The sequence below is a fragment of the Burkholderia sp. Bp9016 genome, from assembly GCF_003857765.1.
In the GTDB taxonomy this organism is placed as follows: Bacteria; Pseudomonadota; Gammaproteobacteria; order Burkholderiales; family Burkholderiaceae; genus Burkholderia.
The window spans coordinates 174,851-195,807 of record NZ_QTPY01000004.1; the positions used below are offsets into that span (position 1 = coordinate 174,851).

The following is a 20,957-nucleotide window of genomic DNA, read 5'->3' on the forward strand; positions in this document are numbered from 1 at the left end:
AGGTTTGCAGGGAAGATTTACGAGTATAGCAGAGCACCGCACAAAGACATAAGGGCCGGGTCCCGCATACACGGGCAGGCCGCGGGCCGTCACGCGCCGCGCGCGAACTCCGCCGCCGCCTGCCCGGCCGCCGTGCCGGACGCCCATGCCCACTGGAAGTTGTAGCCGCCGAGCCAGCCCGTCACGTCCACGGCTTCGCCGATGAAGAACAGCCCCGGCACCCGCGCGCTCATCATCGTCGCCGACGACAGTTCGCGCGTATCGACACCGCCCTTCGTCACCTCGGCCTTCTTGTAGCCCTCGGTGCCGTTCGGCGTCAGCGTCCAGCCGGACAGCGCATCGCCGATCTGGCGCAGCGTCTTGTCGGGCAGGTCCGCGAGCCGCGCATCGGCCGTGACGCGGTGCGTGTCGAGCCACACGTGCGCGAGACGCGACGGCACCCAGTCCGCGAGCAACGAGCCGATCTGGCGCTTCGACGAGCGCTTCGCGTCCAGTAGTTCGGCCACCGCGTCGCGCTGCGGCAGCAGGTCGATGCGAATCGGATCGCCGGACTGCCAGTAGCTGGATATCTGCAGAATGCCGGGCCCCGACAGGCCGCGATGAGTCAGCAGCAGATCCTCGACGAATTCGCCGCCGCGCTTCTTGTCGCCGGTCGACACGCGCACCTCGAGCGACACGCCGGACAGCGCCGCGAACGGCTCCCAGTCCTGCTGCGCGAACGTGAGCGGCACGAGCGCGGGCCGCGTATCGACGAGTTTGTGGCCGAACTGCTTCGCGAGCCGGTAGCCGAAGTCCGTCGCGCCGATCTTCGGGATCGACAGGCCTCCCGTCGCAACGACCAGCGCGCGCGCGCGGATCGGCCCCGCCTGCTGCGTGTCGAGCGTGAAGCCGTCCTCCGGCGCGTGGCGCACCGCGTCCACGACCACGGGCCGGCGCCACGCGACGCCGCCCGCGTCGCACTCATGCTTCAGCACGTCGATGATCGCGTCGCTGCCGTGGTCGCAAAAGAGCTGGCCCTTGTGCTTTTCGTGCCAGGTGACATGATGGCGCTTGAGCAGCCCGAGGAAGTCGCGCGGCGTATAGCGCGCGAGCGCCGAGCGCGCGAAATGAGGATTCGACGACAGGTAGTTGTCGGGGCCAGCGTACAGATTCGTGAAGTTGCAGCGGCCGCCGCCCGAGATGCGGATTTTCTCTGCGAGCCGCGGCGCGTGGTCGATCAGCACCACACGGCGGCCGAGTTGCCCGGCGACCGCGGCGCTCATCATCCCGGCGGCGCCCGCGCCGATCACGGCGATGTCATAAGTTTCCATGGCGCGGATTGTACCTGCCCAGCCCGGGACCGGGCCGCCCGCGGCGGCGGCCAGCCCTCGCCTGCTATAATTTAAGGTTACGTTGACCTTCCTGCGGCACGTCCGATACGGCGCGCCCTGCCCGCACCCATGCTCGTTCTCGGCATCGAAAGCTCCTGCGACGAAACCGGCCTCGCGCTCTACGACACGCAGCGCGGCCTGCTCGCGCACGCGCTCCATTCGCAGATCGCGATGCATCGCGAATACGGCGGCGTCGTGCCCGAGCTCGCCTCGCGCGACCACATCCGCCGCGCGCTGCCGCTGCTCGAGGAAGTGATGACCCAAAGCGGCACGCACCGCGACGACATCGACGCGATCGCCTTCACACAGGGCCCCGGCCTCGCCGGCGCACTGCTGGTCGGCGCGAGCATCGCGAATGCGCTCGCGCTCGCGTGGAACAAGCCGACCGTCGGCATCCATCACCTCGAAGGCCATCTGCTGTCGCCGCTGCTCGTCGACGCGCCGCCGCCGTTCCCGTTCATCGCGCTGCTCGTGTCGGGCGGCCATACGCAACTGATGCGTGTGACCGACGTCGGCGTGTACGAGACACTGGGCGAGACGCTCGACGATGCGGCCGGCGAAGCGTTCGACAAGACCGCGAAGCTGATCGGCCTCGGCTACCCGGGCGGCCCGGAAGTCTCGAAGCTCGCGGAAACGGGCACGCCGGGCGCCGTCGTGCTGCCGCGTCCGATGCTGCATTCCGGCGATCTCGACTTCAGCTTCAGCGGCCTGAAGACGGCCGTGCTCACGCAGATGAAGAAATTCGAGGCCGCGAAGCTCGAAGGCGAGGCGCTGGAGCGCGCGAAGGCCGACCTCGCGCGCGGCTTCGTCGATGCGGCCGTCGACGTGCTCGTCGCGAAGTCGCTCGCCGCGCTCAAGAAAACGAAGCTCAAGCGGCTCGTGGTCGCCGGCGGCGTCGGCGCGAATCGCCAGTTGCGCGCGGCGCTATCGGCCGCCGCGGCCAAGCGCGGCTTCGACGTGCACTACCCCGACCTCGCGCTCTGCACCGACAACGGCGCAATGATCGCGCTCGCCGGCGCGCTGCGACTCGGCCGCTGGCCCGAGCAAGCAAGCGCCGACTACGCGTTCACGGTCAAACCGCGCTGGGATCTCGCGTCGCTCGCACGCTGAGCCGCACAACGCGATAACCCCGCGCCGGCCGGCACGCTCCGAAAAAAAGCCGCTCAATTCGAGCGGCCTTCTTCATTGCAGCGGCGAATCGACGCAGCGTTACGCGGCGTGGCGCTTGTCGCGCTCGATCAGCGCATACGCGCTGTGATTGTGGATCGACTCGAAGTTCTCGGCTTCGAGCACATACGCGATCACGCGCGCATCCGCATCGAGACGCTGCGCGACGTCGCGCACCAGATCCTCGACGAACTTCGGGTTTTCGTACGCACGCTCCGTGACGAACTTCTCGTCCGGACGCTTCAGCAGGCCCCACAGCTCGCACGACGCCTCTTCTTCCGCGATGCGGATCAGCGCTTCGACCGGCAGGTCGGCCGCGAGCTCGGCGTCGATCGTCACGTGCGAGCGCTGGTTGTGCGCGCCGTACTGCGAGATCTTCTTCGAGCACGGGCACAGGCTCGTCACCGGCACGAGCACCTTCAGGAACAGGCGCGTCTCGCCGTCGCGGCTTTCGCCCGCGAGCGTCACTTCATAGTCGAGCAGGCTCTGCACCCCCGACACCGGCGCCGTCTTGTTCACGAAATACGGAAACGTGACCTCGATGCGGCCGGCCTCGGCTTCGAGCTTCTCGAGCATCGATGCAAGCATCGCGCGGAAGCGTTCGACCGTCAGCGGCGCACGGTTGTCTTCGAGCAGCGCGACGAAGCGCGACATGTGCGTGCCCTTCTGATCGGCGGGCAGACGCACGTCGAGGTTCCAGACGCCGACGGTCGGCTGCACGTCGCCGCTCTCGGTGCACACCGTCAACGGATGCCGGACCGCCTTCACGCCCACGCGCTGAATCGGAATCTGGCGGGTATCCACCGTGCTCTGCACGTCGGGCATCACGAAGGCGGGATTCATCTGGTTCATCTTGTTCAATCCTTGTAAGCCGCGCGTTCGACGACGCGCACGCCGCGTCATGCGGCAGCCGGAAAAGCAACATGGGCCCGCAGGCCCATGTTTTCCGAATCAATGAAGACCGGTTATGCCAGTCGCACCGACGCCGCCCGCGGGCGGCGCCAGCTTACGCGACGCGCTTCGCCTGACCGGCGACATCGGCCGCCGGGCTCAGGAAGCGTTCGCGAATCGATTTCGCGATGCCCGCGCCGTCGAGGCCGCATTGCGACAGCAGCTTCGCGGGGTCGCCGTGATCGATGAACTGGTCAGGGAGGCCCAATTGTATTACGGGTCGGATAACCCCACTCTCCATCAGGGCTTCGACGCAGGCCGAGCCCGCACCGCCCATCACGCAGCCTTCCTCGACCGTGACGAGGTAGTCGTGCGTCTCGGCGAGTTCACGCACGAGCGCCGCATCGACCGGCTTCACGAAGCGCATGTTCGCGACCGTTGCGTCGAGCTCTTCACCCGCCACGAGCGACGGCGCGACCATCGTGCCGAACGCGAGGATTGCGACGCGCTTGCCTTCCGGCTGCGACGTACGGCGACGCACTTCGCCCTTGCCGAGCGGGATCCCGGTGAGTTCCTTCACCGTCGCCACGCCCGTGCCCGCGCCGCGCGGATAACGCACCGCGGTCGGGTTCGGCTGCTGAAGCGCCGTGTGCAGCATCTGGCGGCACTCGTTCTCGTCGGACGCAGCCATGACCGTCATGTTCGGGATGCAGCGCATGAACGCGAGATCGTACGCGCCGGCGTGCGTCGCGCCGTCAGCACCGACGAGGCCCGCACGGTCGATGGCGAACACGACCGGCAGATTCTGCAGCGCGACGTCGTGAATCAGTTGATCGTAGGCACGCTGCAGGAACGTCGAGTAGATCGCGACGACGGGCTTCAACCCCTCGGTTGCGAGGCCGCCCGCGAACGTCACCGCGTGCTGCTCGGCGATGCCGACGTCGTAGTAGCGATCCTTGAAGCGCTTCTCGAATTCGACCATGCCCGAACCTTCGCGCATCGCGGGCGTGATGCCGACGACGCGCGAATCGCGCTCGGCTTCGTCGCACAGCCATTCGCCGAACACCTGCGTGTATGTCTTCTTCGCGGGCGTGGTCGACGGCTTGATGCCTTCTGCCGGGTTGAACTTGCCGGGACCGTGATAGAGCACGGGATCGGCTTCGGCGAGCTTGTAGCCCTGGCCTTTCTTCGTCACCACGTGCAGGAACTGCGGGCCGCGCAGTTCGCGGATGTTCTGCAGCGTCGGGATCAGCGAATCGAGATCGTGACCGTCGATCGGGCCGATGTAGTTGAAGCCGAACTCTTCGAACAGCGTAGCCGGTACGACCATGCCCTTCGCATGCTCCTCGAGCTTGCGCGCGAGTTCGAGCACGGGGGGCGCGACGCTCAGCACGCGCTCGACGCCTGCGCGCGCGGCCGCGTAGAAGCGGCCCGACATCAGGCGTGCGAGATGGCGATTCAGCGCGCCGACCGGCGGCGAAATCGACATGTCGTTGTCGTTGAGGATCACGAGCAGCTTCGCATCCTCCGACACGCCCGCGTTGTTCATCGCCTCGAACGCCATGCCGGCCGTCATCGCACCGTCGCCGATCACCGCGATCGAGAAGCGATCGTCGCCGTTCAGCTGGCTGCCGATCGCCATGCCGAGCGCCGCCGAGATCGACGTGCTCGAGTGTGCGGTGCCGAACGTGTCGTATTCGGATTCACTGCGACGCGGAAAACCCGAGATGCCGCCGTACTGGCGCAGCGAATGCATCTGGTCGCGGCGCCCCGTCAGGATCTTGTGCGGGTAGGTCTGGTGACCCACGTCCCAGACGATCCGGTCGTTCGGCGTGTTGAACACGTAGTGCAACGCGATCGTCAGCTCGACCGTCCCGAGGTTGGACGACAGATGGCCGCCCGTCTTCGACACGCTGTCGAGCACGAACGCGCGCAGTTCGTCCGCGAGCGGTTGGAGTTGGCGACGATCGAGGCGGCGCAAATCCGCCGGGTCGTCGATGGTTTTCAGCAAGTCGTACATCGTCGTTCCATTGTAGGAAATCAAACGCGCCCGCATTCTATTGCACGCACCGTAGCGTGTGCGCAGCGGCGGGCTTTCGCGTCAGCTGACCCGGTTCACCACCAGGTCGGCAAGTTCGGCGAGACGCTGTGCGCGTGCGCCGAACGGTTTCAGCGCGTCGTGCGCTTCGGCGCGCAGCTGGGCTGCGAGCTCGCGCGACGCGTCGAGGCCGAGGATCGATACGTAGGTCGGCTTGTCGTTCGCCGCGTCCTTGCCGGCCGTCTTGCCGAGCGTCGCCGAATCGGTCGTGACGTCGAGAATATCGTCGACGACCTGAAAGGCCAGACCCACGGCCCCCGCGTATACATCGAGCGCAGCCATCGCTTCCGCCGACGGCGCCTCGCCAGCCAGTGCCCCCATCCGCACGGCCGCACGCAGCAGCGCGCCCGTCTTCATCCGGTGCATCGTCTCGAGCTGTTCACGCGTCAGCTTGAGGCCGACGCTCGCCAGGTCGATCGCCTGACCGCCGGCCATGCCGATCGAGCCGCTCGCGAGCGCAAGCTCGCGCACGAGCGCGGCCTGCTGCACCGGCGACAGCGCAGCGGCGTCGGTCAGCGCGACGAATGCCTGCGACTGCAGCGCATCGCCGACCAGCAGCGCCGTCGGCTCGTCGTACTGCACGTGCACGGTCGGCTTGCCGCGTCGCAGCGCGTCGTCGTCCATGCACGGCATGTCGTCGTGCACGAGCGAGTAGACGTGGATCATCTCCAGCGCCGCCGCCGCCGCGTTGCGCGCCGCTTCCGTCGCGCCGGTCAGTTCGCCTGCCGCATGGCACAGCAGCGGGCGAACGCGCTTGCCGCCGCCGAGGACCGCGTAGCGCATCGCTTCGTGGAGCTGCGTGGGCACCACGTTTTCAGCCGGCAAATAGTGGCCGAGTGCGTCCTCGACGCGGTCGAGCACGGACCGCATCCATTGTTCGAATGTCATAGATCGTCGTCTTCGCCGTCCGTGGCGGCCGTTCCGGACGAAAGCGGCTTCAGCGTCGCGCCGTCGAGCACGCGGACCTGCTGCTCCACCTTCTCGAGTTGCTGTTGGCAAAATGCAACGAGGGTCGCACCGCGGCGATACGCCGCCAGCGAATCCTCGAGGCTCAGTGCGCCGCCTTCCATCCGGGCAACCAGCGTCTCGAGTTCCGCGAGCGCCGCTTCGTAATTATCCGGCAACGGCTCGGTGCCATTACCGGGCGGGGTAGCGCCTTGGGATGCGGTTTTCGCCATGGACGAGGGTGTCAAATTTCAAAACAAGTCGGACATTCTACGGCAAAAGAGAATTTTCCGACCTGCCGACTTGGGCACCCTGGCCCGGCTTCGGGCCCCTTCTGTTGCACACATTGTGCACCCGGCGATCGTCGCCCGACAAAAAATTGACACAAATCAGGCACTTAATCCTAGCCTTGCGAGGCGAACCGGGTATAATTCCCCGTTTCCCTAAATCGATTTTTCGATGGTTGGGTTGTTCACTGCTTTCACGCTAACACCGGGAGTGGGAATGTCCAATCTGAGCGATGCGCTTCAGTTGAAGTCGGCTCACAGCCAGCTTCCAGTCACTGCATATTTCGATGAGGCGCTGCTCGAGCGCGAGATCGAAACCCTCTTCAAGAAAGGACCTCGTTACGTCGGGCACGAGTTGATGGTGCCCGAGGCGGGGGATTATTTTGCGCTGCCGTCCGAGAAGGAAGGCCGCGTGCTGGTCCGCAATCCGGCGAACCAGATCGAACTGCTGTCGAACGTGTGCCGCCACCGGCAGGCGATCATGCTCAACGGGCGCGGCCACGCACAGAACATCGTGTGCCCGCTGCACCGCTGGACGTACGATCTGGAAGGCCAGTTGCTCGGCGCACCGCACTTCCCCGACAAGCCGTGCCTGAACCTCGGCAAGAGCCCGCTGCAGAACTGGCAGGGGCTGCTGTTCGAGGCCGAAGGCCGCAACGTCGCGCGCGACCTGGCGAACCTCGGCACGAAGCATCACTTCGACTTCTCCGAGTACCAGTTCGATCACGTCGAAGTGCACGAGTGCGATTACAACTGGAAGACGTTCATCGAGGTCTACCTCGAGGATTACCACGTCGTTCCGTTCCACCCGGGCCTCGGCAGCTTCGTGTCGTGCGACGATCTCAACTGGGAGTTCGGCGACTGGTACAGCGTGCAGACGGTCGGCGTGCACAACGCGCTCGCCAAGCCGGGCAGCGCGACCTACCAGAAGTGGCACGAGCAGGTGCTCAAGTTCCGCAACGGCGTGCCGCCGGAGTTCGGCGCGATCTGGATGGTCTACTACCCGGGCCTGATGATCGAGTGGTATCCGCACGTGCTCGTCGTGTCGTGGCTGATCCCGCGCGGCCCGCAGAAGACGACGAACATCGTCGAGTTCTATTACCCCGAGGAAATCGCGCTGTTCGAGCGCGATTTCGTCGAGGCCGAGCGCGCCGCTTATATGGAGACGGCCGTCGAGGACGACGAAATCGCGATGCGGATGGACGCAGGCCGGCGTGCGTTGATGGCGCGCGGCGAGTCGCAGGTCGGTCCATACCAGAGCCCGATGGAAGACGGCATGCAGCACTTCCACGAGTTCCTGCGCCGCCATCTCGGCGATATCTGACGGCCTCCGCGGCGCTCCGGCGCCGCACGGCATTCGGCATATGAAAAGACGGGTTTCGGCCCGTCTTTTTTTGTTTAGACTTGGAGTACCAGGCCGTTTGCACTCCAGGGAGCCGTCATGCCACACACCCACTACACCACGCTCATCTCCGCAGCCAATCTCGCCGAGCGCCTGGCAGCCGCGCCCGGCAGCGTCGCCGTGTTCGACTGCCGCTTCGATCTCGTCGATCCGAACGCGGGTGAAGCCGCCTATGCGGCCGGCCATATCGCAGGCGCCCAGTACCTTCATCTCGATCGCGACCTGTCCGGACGCAAGACGGGCACCAACGGCCGCCATCCGCTGCCGACCCGGGACGCGCTCGCCACCCTGCTCGCGAGCCGCGGCGTCAAACAGGGCCAGCAGGTCGTGGCCTATGACGCACAAGGCGGCGCCTATGCAGCGCGCCTGTGGTGGCTGCTGCGCTGGCTCGGGCACGATTCGGTCGCCGTGCTCGACGGCGGCCTGCAGGCATGGGAAGCGGCCGGCCAGCCGCTGACGACCGACGTGCCGCACCCCGCCGCCGGCGATTTCCGTACGGGGGCGCCGCTCGAATCGACGGTCGATGCGGCAACCGTGCTCGCGAACGTGACGTCGCCCGCGCGTGTCGTGATCGACGCGCGCGCACCGGACCGCTATCGCGGCGAAAACGAAACGATCGATCGTGTGGGCGGCCACATTCCGGGCGCACGCAACCGGTTCTTCAAGGACAACCTGAACGCCGACGGCCGCTTCAAGACCGGCCACGAGCTGCGCGAGACGTTCACGACACTGCTGGCCGGCACCGAACCGAATCGCGCGATCCTGCAGTGCGGCTCGGGTGTCACCGCATGCCACAACGCGCTCGCGCTAGAGATCGCGGGGCTGCACGGCGCGTCGCTGTATCCGGGCTCGTGGAGCGAGTGGAGCGCCGATCCGTCGCGACCGGTCGCGACCGGCCCGACGCCGTAAGCATCGGCGCGGCACGATGACGAAGCGGCGGCCCCGGCCGCCGCTTGCTGTTTACATCACGCCATACTTGTGGAACCACGCGATCGCGCGCTTCCAGCCGTCCTCGGCGTCACCCTTCACGTAGCTCGGCCGATAGTCGGCGAAAAACGCGTGGCCAGCATCCGGATAGACGACGATCTCAGACTCGCGGGCGAGCTTCGAATCGCTTGTCTGGATCGCCTTACGCATGTCCGCGAGCGACGCCTGCGTGATGTTCTGATCCTTCTCGCCGTACAGCCCGAGCACCGGCACCTTCAGCGACGACGCACGATCGACCGGATTGAACGGCGTCATCTCGTCGGTCTTGCCTTCGACGAACCCGTACCACGCCACCGCGGCGCGCACGTGCGGATTGTGCTCCGCATACAGCCACGCCTGACGACCGCCCCAGCAGAACCCGGTCACGCCGAGACGCGACAGGTCGCCGCCGTTCTTCCCGGCCCATGCGACGGTCGCATCGAGATCCTCGGTGACCTGCCGGTCAGGGACCTTGCTGATGATGTGGTCGTACAGTTCCTTCATCGTCGGATACTTCGCCGCGTTGCCCTGCCGTGCGAACAGATCCGGCGCGATCGCGAGATAGCCGAGCTTCGCGAAGCGGCGACAGACGTCGGCGATATGCGCATGCACGCCGAAGATCTCGTGAATTACGATGACGACCGGCAAGTTCGTCTTGTCGACCGGTTGCGCGCGATACGCGGGGATGCTCGCATCGCCCGAGCGGATCTCGATGGTGTCGACGTCCAGCCCGGCGCTGTCGGTCGTGACCGTCTGCGCCGACACGGGCAGCACCGCTGCCGCGAAAGTACCGCCCAGCGCGGCCTGCATGAACTTGCGGCGCGAGAACGGAACGTGGGGAACCAGGCTGTCGACTTCGGGTTTCAACATGAATGCACTCCTCGATTGGGCGCCGCCGTCACGGTCACGGATTCGATCTGACGGGGCATCGCGCCGGCGGACGGCGCGGTTGTTGCGGCGGTTGGCACCCCGCCGCAAACGGAAACCCGGACAAGATGCCCAATAATCCGTTGCCACGTCAACTGTCAGATGTGTAAGACTCGATTACGACGACTCGATCGAGCGGTGTCGATGGCGATGTCGATGCGCGCCGACGGGACCGGAAATCCACACGCAGCAGGTATGCTGCGACACGCCGCTGCGTAATCGAATGCTTGCCGATCGAAACACAAAAAGACGTTGCAGCCAGCGGTGCGCTGGCAAGCGCAGCGTGCGGCGACGCTTCCCGCAACTGAAGCAACGACGGGCAGGAACCCGTTCCCTGCCCGCTTCATGCGCGATCCGTGCGCTCAGTGCAACTTGACGCGCGGCAACGTCGTGCGCCGCAGCCAGTGCGCGAACGTGTCGAGCACCATGCGCGGATAGCCGTGCAGCGCCGCGATATGCAGCCGGTACAGCGACATGTACATGAACCGCGCGAACAGCCCTTCGATCAGCATGTTGCCGCCGATCAGCCCGCCCATCAGGTTGCCGACCGCGCTGAAGTGACCGAGCGACACGAGCGAACCGAAATCGCGATACGTGAACTCGGGCAGCGGACGCCCGTCGAGCCGGCAGCCGATCGCCTTCAGCAGGAAGCTCGCCTGCTGGTGCGCGGCCTGCGCGCGCGGCGGCACGTTGCGCTCGTTGCCCGGCCACACGCATGCGGCACAATCGCCGAGCGCGAACACGTTGTCGTCGGTGAAAGTTTGCAGCGTGCGACGCACGTCGAGCTGGCCAAGCTTGTTGACCTGAAGGCCGTCGAGATGCGACAGCACCGACGGCGCCTTGATGCCGGCCGCCCAGACCGTGAGGTCCGCGCGCACCGCCTTGCCGCTCGCGGTATGCACGACACCCGGCGCGACCTCGGTCACGCGCTCGGCAAGCATCAGCCGCACGCCGAGCTTCTCGAGCAGTTCAGCCGTCGCCGCGGACACGCGCTCCTGCAATGCCGGGAGAATCCGCGGCCCCGATTCGATCAGCACGATGCCGACGTCGTGCCGCGGATCGAGCTTGTGCAGACCGTACACGGACAGCACCTGGGCAGTATTGCGCAACTCCGCGGACAACTCGACGCCCGTCGCACCGCCACCGACGATCACGACCTGGATGCGTGGCTCGGCCGCCGCACCGGGCACGGGTTCGGTAGGCGCCTGATGTTCGGCGCGCATGCACGCAGCGATCAGCCGCTTGCGGAAACGCTCGGCCTCGCCGACGGTATCCAGCGCGATCGTGTTTTCCGCCGCGCCCTGCACGCCGAAGAAGTGCGTCGTGCTGCCGATCGCGATCACGAGCGTGTCGTATTCGAGGTCACGCGCCGGCAGCAGCTCCTCGCCATCGCTGTCGTTGACGGGCGACAGCGTGATGCGCTTCGCGGCACGGTCGAGCGCGCTCAGTTCGCCCTGCTGGAACTCGAACCCGTGCCAGCGCGCCTGCGCCGCGTATTCGAGCTCCTGCGTGAACGGGTCCATGCTGCCGGCCGCGACTTCGTGCAGCAATGGTTTCCAGATGTGGGTCGGATTGCGGTCGACGAGCGTGACGAGCGCACGCGCAGGACGATTGCCGCGCGCGCCGTAACGGTCGCCGAGCCGCGTCGCCAGTTCCAGGCCGCCCGCGCCTCCGCCTACGATGATGATCCGATGCATCTGACTCCCCCTTTGCGATTCGAAACTGCTGCCGCCGGACGATACAGACGCGATGCGTTCGCATCGCCCGCTGGATTAACCAGTTCGGACATCATCGATGTGCAGTTCGAAGCACTTCGATGCGTCCGATCCCGGAACGCGGGGCACGCAGCCCCCGCGACAATGACCTGACTGACATGCATTGTCCGGGAGCTTGCGCGTTGACCACAAGCAAACCATCTCGATATTCAACATCTCCGCAACAATATGCCGCGGGAATGCGGGAATCAGGCAGCGATGCGTCAGTGCGCCTCTTCCCAGTTCGCACCGGCGCCGACTTCGGCGACGAGCGGGACCTTCAGCTTCGCGACGCCGCACATCATTTCCGGCAACTTCTCGCGCACGAGCGACAGTTCGCCGTCGGGCACCTCGAGCACCAGTTCATCGTGCACCTGCATGATCATCCGCGACGCAAGCCCGTCGCGCGTGAGCCAGTCGTCCACCGCGATCATCGACAGCTTGATCAGGTCGGCCGCCGTGCCCTGCATCGGTGCATTGATGGCCGCGCGTTCGGCCGCCTGACGGCGCGGGCCGTTGCCGCCGTTGATTTCCGGCAGCCACAGACGACGGCCGAAAACGGTCTCAACGTAGCCCTTTTCCTTCGCCACGGCGCGCGTATTTTCCATGTACTGCGCAACACCGGGGTAACGCGCGAAGTAGCGGTCGATATAGAGCTTCGCCGCATCGCGCGTGATGCCGAGGTTCGACGCGAGGCCGAACGCGCTCATCCCGTAGATGAGCCCGAAGTTGATCACCTTCGCGATCCGGCGCTGGTCGGAATTGACTTCCAGCGGGGTCACGCCGAACACTTCAGCGGCGGTGGCACGGTGAATGTCCTCGCCCTGCGAGAACGCACGCAAGAGCGACGCGTCGCCCGAGATGTGCGCCATGATCCGCAGTTCGATCTGCGAATAGTCGGCCGACACGATCCGATGGCCCGGTGACGCGATGAATGCCTCGCGAATTCGCCGGCCTTCGGCCGTGCGCACCGGAATGTTCTGAAGATTGGGATCGTTCGACGCGAGGCGGCCCGTGACGGCGACGGCCTGCGCATAGTTCGTATGCACGCGGCCCGTTTCGGGATTCACCATGCGCGGCAGCTTGTCGGTGTACGTCGACTTCAGCTTCGACAGTCCTCGATGTTCGAGCAGCAGCTTCGGCAGCGGATAATCCTCGGCCAGCTTCTGCAACACTTCTTCGTCGGTCGACGGTGCGCCGCTCGGCGTTTTCTTCACGACCGGCAACTGCAGCTTCTCGAAGAAGATCTGCCCGATCTGCTTCGGCGAGCCGAGATTGAATTCGCCGCCGGCCAGTTCGTACGCCTGCCCTTCGAGCTCGATGAGCCGCGTGGCGATCTCGCTGCTTTGCGCCTGCAACAGCGCATCGTCGATCAGCACGCCGGTACGCTCCATCTTGCGCAACACGAGCGACACCGGCATCTCGATGTCGCGATACACGTGCTCGAGGCCGGGCTCGCGCGCGACCTGCGGATACAACACCTGATGAAGCTGCAACGTGATGTCGGCATCTTCAGCCGCGTACGCAGCGGCCTGCTCGAGCGCGACTTCATCGAAGCCGATCTGCTTCGCGCCCTTGCCAGCCACGTCTTCGTACTTGATCGTCTTGACGCCCAGATGACGCAGCGCGAGGCTGTCCATATCGTGTGTGCGATGCGATTCGAGCACGTATGATTCGAGCAGCGTGTCGTGCTCGATGCCGTTCAGCGCGATACCGTAATTCGCGAGCACCTGCGCGTCGTACTTCAGGTGCTGGCCGACCTTCTTTCGATCGGCCGATTCGAGCCACGGCTTCAGGCGTGCGAGCACGTCGTCGAACGGAAGCTGCTCGGGCAGATCGGGGCCGCGATGCGCAACCGGCAGATAGGCAGCCTTGCCCGGCTCGATCGAGAACGACAGCCCGACGAGTCGCGCCACCATCGGATCGAGCGACGTGGTTTCGGTATCGAATGCGGTCAGTGCGGCCGCATCGATCTTCGCGAACCATGCGTCGAACTGCTCCCACGTCTGGATCGTGTCGTATTCGCGGACGATGTCGGCCATCACCACCGGCGCCGGCTCGCCTTCCGGCGCATCGGCACCGCCTCCTTCGGCGGGCGCGCTCTCGACTTCGCGCAGCCACGTCTTGAAGCCGTAGCGCGCGAAGATGTCGCGCAGCAGGTCGCGCGCTTCGCCATCGGATTTCAGCGACGCCTCGATCGATTCGAGATGCGGCGCGAGATCGCAGGCCGTCTCGACGGTTACGAGCTTGCGGCCGAGCGGCAGGAAGTCGAGTGCGCGGCGCAGATTGTCGCCGACCACGCCCTTGATCTCGCCCGCGTGTTCGATCACGCCGTCGAGGCTGTCGTATTGCGACAGCCACTTGACGGCCGTCTTCGGCCCGCACTTCTCGACGCCCGGCACGTTGTCGACGGTGTCGCCGATCAGCGACAGGTAGTCGATGATCCGCTCGGGCGGCACGCCGAACTTCGCGATCACGCCGTCTCGATCGAGCGTCTCGTTGGTCATCGTATTGACGAGCGTGACGCGATCGGTAACAAGCTGCGCGAGATCCTTGTCGCCGGTCGACACGATCACGTTCATGCCGTGCCGCTCGGCTTCGCGCGCAAGCGTGCCGATCACGTCGTCGGCTTCGACACCCTCGACCATCAACAACGGCCAGCCGAGTGCACGCACCGCGCCGTGAATCGGTTCGACCTGCAATGCAAGATCGGACGGCATCGACGGACGGTTTGCCTTATAGTCGGCATAAAGGTCATCGCGGAACGTCTTGCCCTTTGCATCGAACACGCAAGCGCTATACTCTGCACTGACTTCCTTGCGCATACGGCGCAGCATGTTGATGATTCCGTAGAGCGCTCCGGTCGGCTCCCCGCCAGGGCCACGCAAATCAGGCATCGCATGGTAAGCCCGATACAGATAGCTCGAACCGTCAACCAATAGCAGGGTCTTACCTTCCAGATTTCGTTCTTCAGGCATTATGAACAAGAGAAAAGTGATTCCGAGTCTGCGTTCGCTCGCAGATCAAGAACGCGCGACGGCCAAGAAGGCACGCGCATCGTGGCAGATGTTCACGATTATGGCAGAGTTTATCGAGGCGACCGAGTACCTGTCGGAGATCCGCCCTGCCGTCAGCATCTACGGTTCTGCCCGCCTCAAACCCGACACGCCGCACTACAAGCTCGCCGTGCAGATCGCACGCAAGCTCTCCGACGCCGGCTTCGCCGTGATCTCCGGCGGCGGCCCCGGCATCATGGAAGCCGCGAACAAGGGCGCGCACGCCGGCAAGGCGCCGTCGGTCGGCCTGAACATCGAGTTGCCGCATGAGCAGGCCGGCAACCACTATCAGGACATCTCGCTGCGCTTCCGTCACTTCTTCACGCGCAAGGTCACGTTCGTGAAGAACTCCGATGCGGTGATCGTGATGCCGGGCGGCTTCGGCACGCTCGACGAACTGTCCGAAGTGCTCACGCTGATCCAGACGAAAAAGTCGCGCCTCGTGCCGATCATTCTCGTCGGCAGCGAGTTCTGGAAGGGCCTGCTGCAGTGGTTCCGCGATCAGCTGATTCCGATGGGGCTCATCAATCCGGAAGACATGAACCTGATGCAGGTGATCGACGATCCCGACCAGGTGCTCGACGCCGTGCTCGCGTTCTACGAGGACAGCGGCGAAGAGGAGGGCTCGGACGATACCGAAGGTCATCCGCCGGGGCCCGAAGAAGACCGCATGTTCTACCTGTAAATCCGTCAATCGATCGATGTCGATGGCCGGCCTCATGGCCGGCGTATCGCTTCACGCGCGGCAGGCATGGCCATTCGGCCTCCTGCCGCGCATGACTTTGTAACGCCGCGTTAATCCGGTTTCACGGCCGCGTGCCGTCGAATGTCAAATCCCGGCAGCCCGCACCGCGCAATGCGCGGCAACGTCCCGTGCGTGCGGCTCGTCATTGTCAAATCACGCTGCGCGCGCGCCATTCGGTCGCGCTGCGTCACGCCAATCCGCCGTAACAAGCGCGCCTCGCCTTTTCCACGCCGCGCCCGCACACTGCAGTCGTCGGCGTGGCGACCCCCCGGTGGAACGATTCCCCCTCGCGTCCATCGCGTCGCGCCGACCTCTCAACAACGACATCACGGAAACAAACATGCAACGCTCGCTGATCGCCCTCGCCTTCGCCGGCCTCGGCCTCTCGCTGTCCGGCCTCGCCCACGCCGTCAACGTCGATGTCAACATCGGCACGCCCGCGCCGGTCGTCGTCGCGCCGGCACCCGTGGCGGTGGTCGGCTGGCACGGCGACCGCTACTGGGACGGCCATCGCTACTGGGAACGCCGCGAATGGGAAGACCATCAGCGCCACCATGGCCACGATGGCCGCGACGGGTACCACTGCCCGCCGGGACACATGAAGAAAGGCGAGTGCTGAACGCCCGGGCGCAGGGCCTTCGAGGCCGCGCACTGACGTAAAAAAACAAGGCCGCACGCGAACGAAGGTTCGCGTGCGGCCTTTGTCATTGCAGGCGCGGCTGCGCCGCGCGCGTTACTGAAACGCCACTTCCGCAAAGCTCCGCAGCTTGCGGCTATGCAGCTTGTCAAGCCCGTTCGTGCGCAGGATCTCCATCGCCTTCACGCCAATCTGCAGATGCTGGTCGACCTGCCCGCGATAGAACGTGTCGGCCATGCCCGGCAGTTTCAGCTCGCCGTGCAGCGGCTTGTCCGATACGCACAGCAGCGTGCCGTACGGTACGCGGAAGCGGAACCCGTTCGCGGCGATCGTCGCGCTTTCCATGTCGAGCGCGATCGCCCGGCTCTGCGACAGTCGCTGCACGGGCTCGCGGTGATCGCGCAACTCCCAGTTGCGATTGTCGACACTCGCGACCGTCCCCGTGCGCATCACGCGCTTCAGTTCGACGCCTTCGAGCTGCGTGACTTCGGCCACGCCGCGCTCGAGTGCGAGTTGCACTTCGGCGAGCGCCGGGATAGGCACCCACAGCGGCAGGTCGGCGTCGAGCACGTGATCCTCGCGCACGTAACCGTGTGCGAGCACGTAGTCGCCGAGACGCTGCGTGTTGCGCAGGCCCGCGCAGTGACCGAGCATCACCCATGCATGCGGACGCAGCACCGCGATGTGGTCGGTGATCGTCTTCGCATTCGACGGGCCGACGCCGATGTTGACCATCGTGATCCCGCTGCCGTCCGCGCGCTTCAGGTGATACGCGGGCATCTGCGGCAACCGCGGCGGTGCGGCGCCTTCGGCCGCCTCGCTGCCGAGATTCGCGTTGTACGTGATGACGTCGCCCGGCTCGACGAACGCGCTGTACTCGCTGCGGTACGCACGCACCTCCGGATCGCTGCTTTCGGTCATCAGCGTGCGGCCCAGCTTCACGAACTCGTCGATGTAGAACTGATAGTTCGTATAGAGCACGTAGTTCTGGAAGTGCGTGGGCGACGTCGCCGTGTAGTGACGCAGCCGGTGCAGCGAAAAGTCGACGCGTGCGGCGGTAAACAGCGCGAGCGGATGCGGCTCGCCATGCTCGGGCTCGAACGTGCCGTTGACGATGCGGTCGTCGAGATACGACAGATCGGGCGTATCGAAGATGTCGCGCATCGCGAGCAGGCGGTCGCGGTCGAGTTCGCCTTCGAGGTGGATCCCTTCGGGGAACGCGAAGTGAATTGGAATCGGCTGCGACGACACGCCGACCTCGATCTTCACATGGTGGTTCTTCGACAGCAGACGCAGTTGCTCGCGATAGTAGTTCGCGAAGAGATCGGGACGCGTGACGGTGGTCTCGAACACGCCCGGGCCCGCGACGAAACCGTACGAGCGGCGCGAATCGACATGCGTGTTGACTTCGGTGCGGATCCGTACAAACGGATAGCACGCACGCACGTGCTCGGTGATCGGTTCGTGGCGGCGATAGCGCGCGAATGCATCGCGCAGGAAACCGGTATTCGTGTCGTAGATCGCCGACAGCCGCGCGACGGCGGCGATCGGGTCGTCGAATGCTTCGACGGGCGGGCTCTCGGGCGTCAGCACCCGGTGCCGGCGGCTCAAATCGTTCTTCATTTTCATCACCTCGTCTGATCCGACGACATTACCACGGAACCCGGTCACGATCATGGCCGCCCGCTTGCAGGCCGCCTGCACGTGAAGGCCGGGCGACGCGCAGTATTTGCTAAAATCGGAAGGTTCACTGGAGACTCATCATGAAGCCGCTCATTCTCGTCGCCGCTGCCGCCGCGTTCGCTGGCGTGTTTGCCACTGCCGGCGCCGCCTACGCCGCCGGCAGCACGCCGGCCGCCGACGCGCAGGCCCAGGCCGAGGCCAACGAAGCCGCCGGCCTGCCCGATCTCCGCAAGATCAACCGGCCGGGCGCCGAAGTCACGTCGAAAGTAGACTTCGCCGACATCCGCCGCACGCCGAGCTTCCATGAAAAAAGCAAGAACGGCACCGAGGTCACCGAGTATCGCGATCGCGGCAAGCCGGTCGAGATCGACGTGAAGTCGAACTTCGGCACGCGCTACCAGATGAGCTCGACGCTCGACACGTCGCCGAAGCCGCACGACGCGGGCGTCCCGATCACGCGCCTGCCGTCGGTCAACCTGCGCTACTGATTTCCTGCCGCGCCGCATCGATCCCGACGCGGCACGCCAGTTCCCCCTTCACCTCCTGTCGCGCTGCACGCCCCGCGCGGGCCGACAACTGACCAGACGCATCCCGCATGGCCGTTTTCACCGCTGTTTCCGACTCCGATCTCGCGCAATGGATGCGCCACTATGAACTGGGCGACGTGCTGGCGTTCCGCGGCATTCCGTCCGGCATCGAAAACAGCAATTTCTTCCTGACGACGACGCGCGGCGAATACGTCCTCACGATCTTCGAAAAGCTGACGGCGGAGCAACTTCCGTTCTACCTGGACCTGATGCGCCATCTGGCCGGCCACGGCGTGCCGGTGCCGGATCCGATCCCGCGCGACGACGGCGCGCTGTTCGGCGAGCTGCACGGCAAGCCGGCGGCGATCGTCACGAAGCTCGACGGGGCCGCCGAGCTCGCACCGGGGGTCGAACACTGCATCGAGGTCGGGCAGATGCTCGCCCGCCTGCACCTGGCAGGGCGCGACTACCCGCGCTACCAGCCGAACCTGCGCAGCCTGCCGTGGTGGCAGGAGAACGTGCCGGCAATCGTCCCGTTCATCTCGGACGCGCAGCGCACACTGCTCGAGGGCGAACTGGCGCACCAGGCCACCTTCTTCGCGTCGGACGACTACGCGGCGCTGCCGAGCGGCCCGTGCCACTGCGACCTGTTCCGCGACAACGTGCTGTTTGCGCACGCGGCGCCCGATACCGGCCATGACGTCCGGCTCGGCGGGTTCTTCGACTTCTATTTCGCCGGCTGCGACAAATGGCTGTTCGACGTCGCGGTCACCGTCAACGACTGGTGCGTCGACCTCGCGACCGGCGTGCTCGACGTCGCGCGCGCGGACGCACTGCTGCGCGCGTACCAGACGGTGCGCCCGTTCACGGCCGAGGAACGCCGCCACTGGAGCGACATGCTGCGCGCCGGCGCGTACCGCTTCTGGGTATCGCGCCTGTACGACTTCTACCTGCCGCGCGCGGCCGAAATGCTCAAACCGCACGACCCCGGCCATTTCGAACGCATCCTGCGTGAGCGTATTGCCCATACGCCCGCGCTTCCCGAGATCCACACCGCATGCAACTGATCGAAGTGCCCGCGAAAGCGGGCTATGTCTGGTTCCGTCAAGGCATCTGGCTGTTCCGCCGGAACCCGCTCGCGTTCATCACGCTGTTTTTCACGTACCTGCTGGCGATCACGCTGGTGTCGATGGTGCCGGTGGTCGGCGCGGCGCTGCCGCTGCTGTTCATCCCCGGCATCGCGGTCGGCTTCATGGCCGCGTGCCGCGACACGGTGGCCGGCAAACCGGTGATGCCGACGATCCTCATCGACGGCTTCCGCTCGTACGGCCCGGCCACGACGCAACGGCTGCTCGTGCTCGGCGTCGTCTATGTCGCGCTGATGGTGCTGGTGTTCGCCGCTTCGTCGATCGTGGACGGCGGCGCACTGCTCCACATGATGCTGGGCACGACGGGCGACACGAGCACCACGCCGGAAGCGCTCGCCGCGCAAGGCACGCTCGGCGCCCTGCTCCTCGCGACGCTGCTCTACGCGCCGGTCGCGATGCTGTTCTGGTTCGCTCCCGTGCTCACCGCGTGGCATGACATTCCACCCGCCAAGGCGCTGTTCTTCAGCATCGTCAGCTGCTGGCGCAATCGCGGCGCGTTCGTCGTGTACGGCCTGCTGTGGTTCGGCGTGGCGCTCGGCACGTCGTTCGGCCTGTCGCTGCTGCTGCAGGCGCTCGGCGCCGGCGCCTACGGGCTGACGATCATGATGCCGGTGACGATCATCATCGTCACGATGATGTACTGCTCGTTCTACGCGACCTATCGCGGCTGCTTCGGCGTGCAGGAACCGGGCGCCCCGACGCCCGCGTCGGGCCGCTGAACCCGGATCGGCCGGCGCGCATCGCCGGCCGCCTCCCCCCGCCAGGGCCGGACATCGCCGCCGGCCCGTCCAGCCCGCCGCCGCTTGCCCAGCTCCCCTGTTCAACCCAATCATTTGCGCGCAAAATAATTTGCGTGCAAATCGTTAGCGCGTCCGCCGCGCCGCCTGAATCATGGACCGTCTGCCCCAGTTGCCCCAGACGCTCGACGAGCAACTCTGCTTCGCGCTGTACGCCACTTCGCATGCGATGACGAAGGCGTACAAGCCGTTGCTCGACAAGCTGTCACTGACCTATCCCCAATATCTGGCAATGCTCGTGCTGTGGGAACGCGACGACATCGCGGTGAAGGACATCGCCGGCCGGCTCGACCTCGACCCGGCCACCGTCACGCCGCTGCTGAAACGGCTCGAGGCACTCGGCTATGTCGAGCGCGTGCGCAGCGCGACCGACGAGCGCGTCGTGAACGTGCGCGTGACAGCAGAGGGACGCGCGCTGAAGGACAAGGCACGCTCGGTACCCGCCGATCTCTTTTGCGCGATGCAGCAAACACCCGAGTTCCTGGTGCGGCTGCGCGCGGATCTCCAGCAACTGCGCAGCGCGCTGTCGGACGCCAACGAAAGCTGACGCACCGCTC

17 protein-coding genes and 1 pseudogene are annotated in these 20,957 nt (G+C 65.7%); 9 read left to right on the top strand and 9 right to left on the bottom strand.

Annotated elements, in window-relative coordinates; translation table 11 throughout:
• Positions 1-89 precede the first annotated feature (89 nt).
• Positions 90-1,406, bottom strand: a pseudogene (locus DIE13_RS06920) (NAD(P)/FAD-dependent oxidoreductase); the annotation flags it as partial.
• Between the two features lie 33 nt (positions 1,407-1,439).
• Here DIE13_RS06920 and tsaD point away from each other — a divergent pair.
• Positions 1,440-2,480: a tRNA (adenosine(37)-N6)-threonylcarbamoyltransferase complex transferase subunit TsaD gene (gene tsaD, locus DIE13_RS06925; RefSeq protein ID WP_124826441.1), complete on the top strand. Its 1,041-nt coding sequence runs from the start codon at positions 1,440-1,442 to the stop codon at positions 2,478-2,480.
• Positions 2,481-2,579: 99 nt separating this feature from the next.
• Here the strand turns inward: tsaD and folE2 are convergent, their stop codons facing one another.
• The 4 genes from folE2 to DIE13_RS06945 all read right to left on the bottom strand — a co-directional run bounded on the left by folE2 (position 2,580) and on the right by DIE13_RS06945 (position 6,704).
• A complete protein-coding gene (gene folE2 / locus DIE13_RS06930; protein WP_124826442.1) occupies positions 2,580-3,389 on the bottom strand; it encodes a GTP cyclohydrolase FolE2 in 810 nt (269 codons plus the stop codon).
• A 154-nt stretch (positions 3,390-3,543) separates the two neighbouring features.
• A complete protein-coding gene (gene dxs, locus DIE13_RS06935) occupies positions 3,544-5,448 on the bottom strand; it encodes a 1-deoxy-D-xylulose-5-phosphate synthase (RefSeq protein WP_124826443.1) in 1,905 nt (634 codons plus the stop codon).
• 81 nt (positions 5,449-5,529) lie between these two features.
• Positions 5,530-6,414, bottom strand: coding sequence for a polyprenyl synthetase family protein (locus DIE13_RS06940; RefSeq protein WP_124826444.1), 885 nt, complete (start codon positions 6,412-6,414; stop codon positions 5,530-5,532).
• Positions 6,411-6,704 carry an exodeoxyribonuclease VII small subunit gene (locus DIE13_RS06945; protein ID WP_124826445.1) on the bottom strand — a complete coding sequence of 98 codons (294 nt, stop codon included), beginning with the start codon at positions 6,702-6,704 and terminating at the stop codon, positions 6,411-6,413. The genes DIE13_RS06940 and DIE13_RS06945 overlap by 4 nt, the downstream gene beginning before the upstream one ends.
• Positions 6,705-6,975: 271 nt before the next feature.
• On the opposite strand from DIE13_RS06945, the gene DIE13_RS06950 reads away from it, so the two are divergent.
• Complete coding sequence (locus DIE13_RS06950) at positions 6,976-8,082, top strand: aromatic ring-hydroxylating oxygenase subunit alpha (protein ID WP_124826446.1); 1,107 nt, start codon at positions 6,976-6,978, stop codon at positions 8,080-8,082.
• Between the two features lie 117 nt (positions 8,083-8,199).
• On the top strand, positions 8,200-9,069 hold the full coding sequence (locus DIE13_RS06955; protein WP_124826447.1) for a sulfurtransferase: 870 nt from the start codon (positions 8,200-8,202) through the stop codon (positions 9,067-9,069).
• Positions 9,070-9,120: 51 nt separating this feature from the next.
• Here the strand turns inward: DIE13_RS06955 and DIE13_RS06960 are convergent, their stop codons facing one another.
• The 3 genes from DIE13_RS06960 to polA all read right to left on the bottom strand — a co-directional run bounded on the left by DIE13_RS06960 (position 9,121) and on the right by polA (position 14,785).
• Complete coding sequence (locus DIE13_RS06960; RefSeq protein ID WP_124826448.1) at positions 9,121-9,996, bottom strand: dienelactone hydrolase family protein; 876 nt, start codon at positions 9,994-9,996, stop codon at positions 9,121-9,123.
• 419 nt (positions 9,997-10,415) lie between these two features.
• Positions 10,416-11,750 (bottom strand): NAD(P)/FAD-dependent oxidoreductase, encoded by a 1,335-nt coding sequence (locus tag DIE13_RS06965; protein WP_124826449.1) that lies wholly within the window; start codon positions 11,748-11,750, stop codon positions 10,416-10,418.
• 281 nt (positions 11,751-12,031) lie between these two features.
• The gene (gene polA, locus DIE13_RS06970) at positions 12,032-14,785 is read right to left on the bottom strand and encodes a DNA polymerase I (protein WP_124826450.1); all 2,754 of its coding nucleotides are present in this window, start codon (positions 14,783-14,785) and stop codon (positions 12,032-12,034) included.
• Position 14,786: 1 nt separating this feature from the next.
• Here polA and DIE13_RS06975 point away from each other — a divergent pair, with 1 nt between their 5' ends.
• Positions 14,787-15,548 (top strand): TIGR00730 family Rossman fold protein, encoded by a 762-nt coding sequence (locus DIE13_RS06975; protein ID WP_124826451.1) that lies wholly within the window; start codon positions 14,787-14,789, stop codon positions 15,546-15,548.
• Positions 15,549-15,948: 400 nt separating this feature from the next.
• Positions 15,949-16,227, top strand: coding sequence for a hypothetical protein (locus DIE13_RS06980; RefSeq protein ID WP_124826452.1), 279 nt, complete (start codon positions 15,949-15,951; stop codon positions 16,225-16,227).
• Positions 16,228-16,341: 114 nt separating this feature from the next.
• Here the strand turns inward: DIE13_RS06980 and DIE13_RS06985 are convergent, their stop codons facing one another.
• Positions 16,342-17,868, bottom strand: a complete 1,527-nt coding sequence (locus tag DIE13_RS06985; RefSeq protein ID WP_124826453.1) for an AMP nucleosidase — start codon at positions 17,866-17,868, stop codon at positions 16,342-16,344.
• A 140-nt stretch (positions 17,869-18,008) separates the two neighbouring features.
• On the opposite strand from DIE13_RS06985, the gene DIE13_RS06990 reads away from it, so the two are divergent.
• From DIE13_RS06990 to DIE13_RS07005, 4 genes are all read left to right on the top strand, one after another.
• A complete protein-coding gene (locus tag DIE13_RS06990) occupies positions 18,009-18,416 on the top strand; it encodes a hypothetical protein (protein ID WP_124826454.1) in 408 nt (135 codons plus the stop codon).
• A gap of 107 nt (positions 18,417-18,523) precedes the next feature.
• Complete coding sequence (locus DIE13_RS06995; RefSeq protein ID WP_124826455.1) at positions 18,524-19,522, top strand: homoserine kinase; 999 nt, start codon at positions 18,524-18,526, stop codon at positions 19,520-19,522.
• Positions 19,513-20,322, top strand: coding sequence for a BPSS1780 family membrane protein (locus tag DIE13_RS07000; protein ID WP_124826456.1), 810 nt, complete (start codon positions 19,513-19,515; stop codon positions 20,320-20,322). Before DIE13_RS06995 ends, DIE13_RS07000 begins: the two co-directional genes overlap by 10 nt.
• Before the next feature lie 172 nt (positions 20,323-20,494).
• Positions 20,495-20,947, top strand: coding sequence for a MarR family winged helix-turn-helix transcriptional regulator (locus DIE13_RS07005; protein ID WP_124826457.1), 453 nt, complete (start codon positions 20,495-20,497; stop codon positions 20,945-20,947).
• Positions 20,948-20,957: the final 10 nt, after the last annotated feature.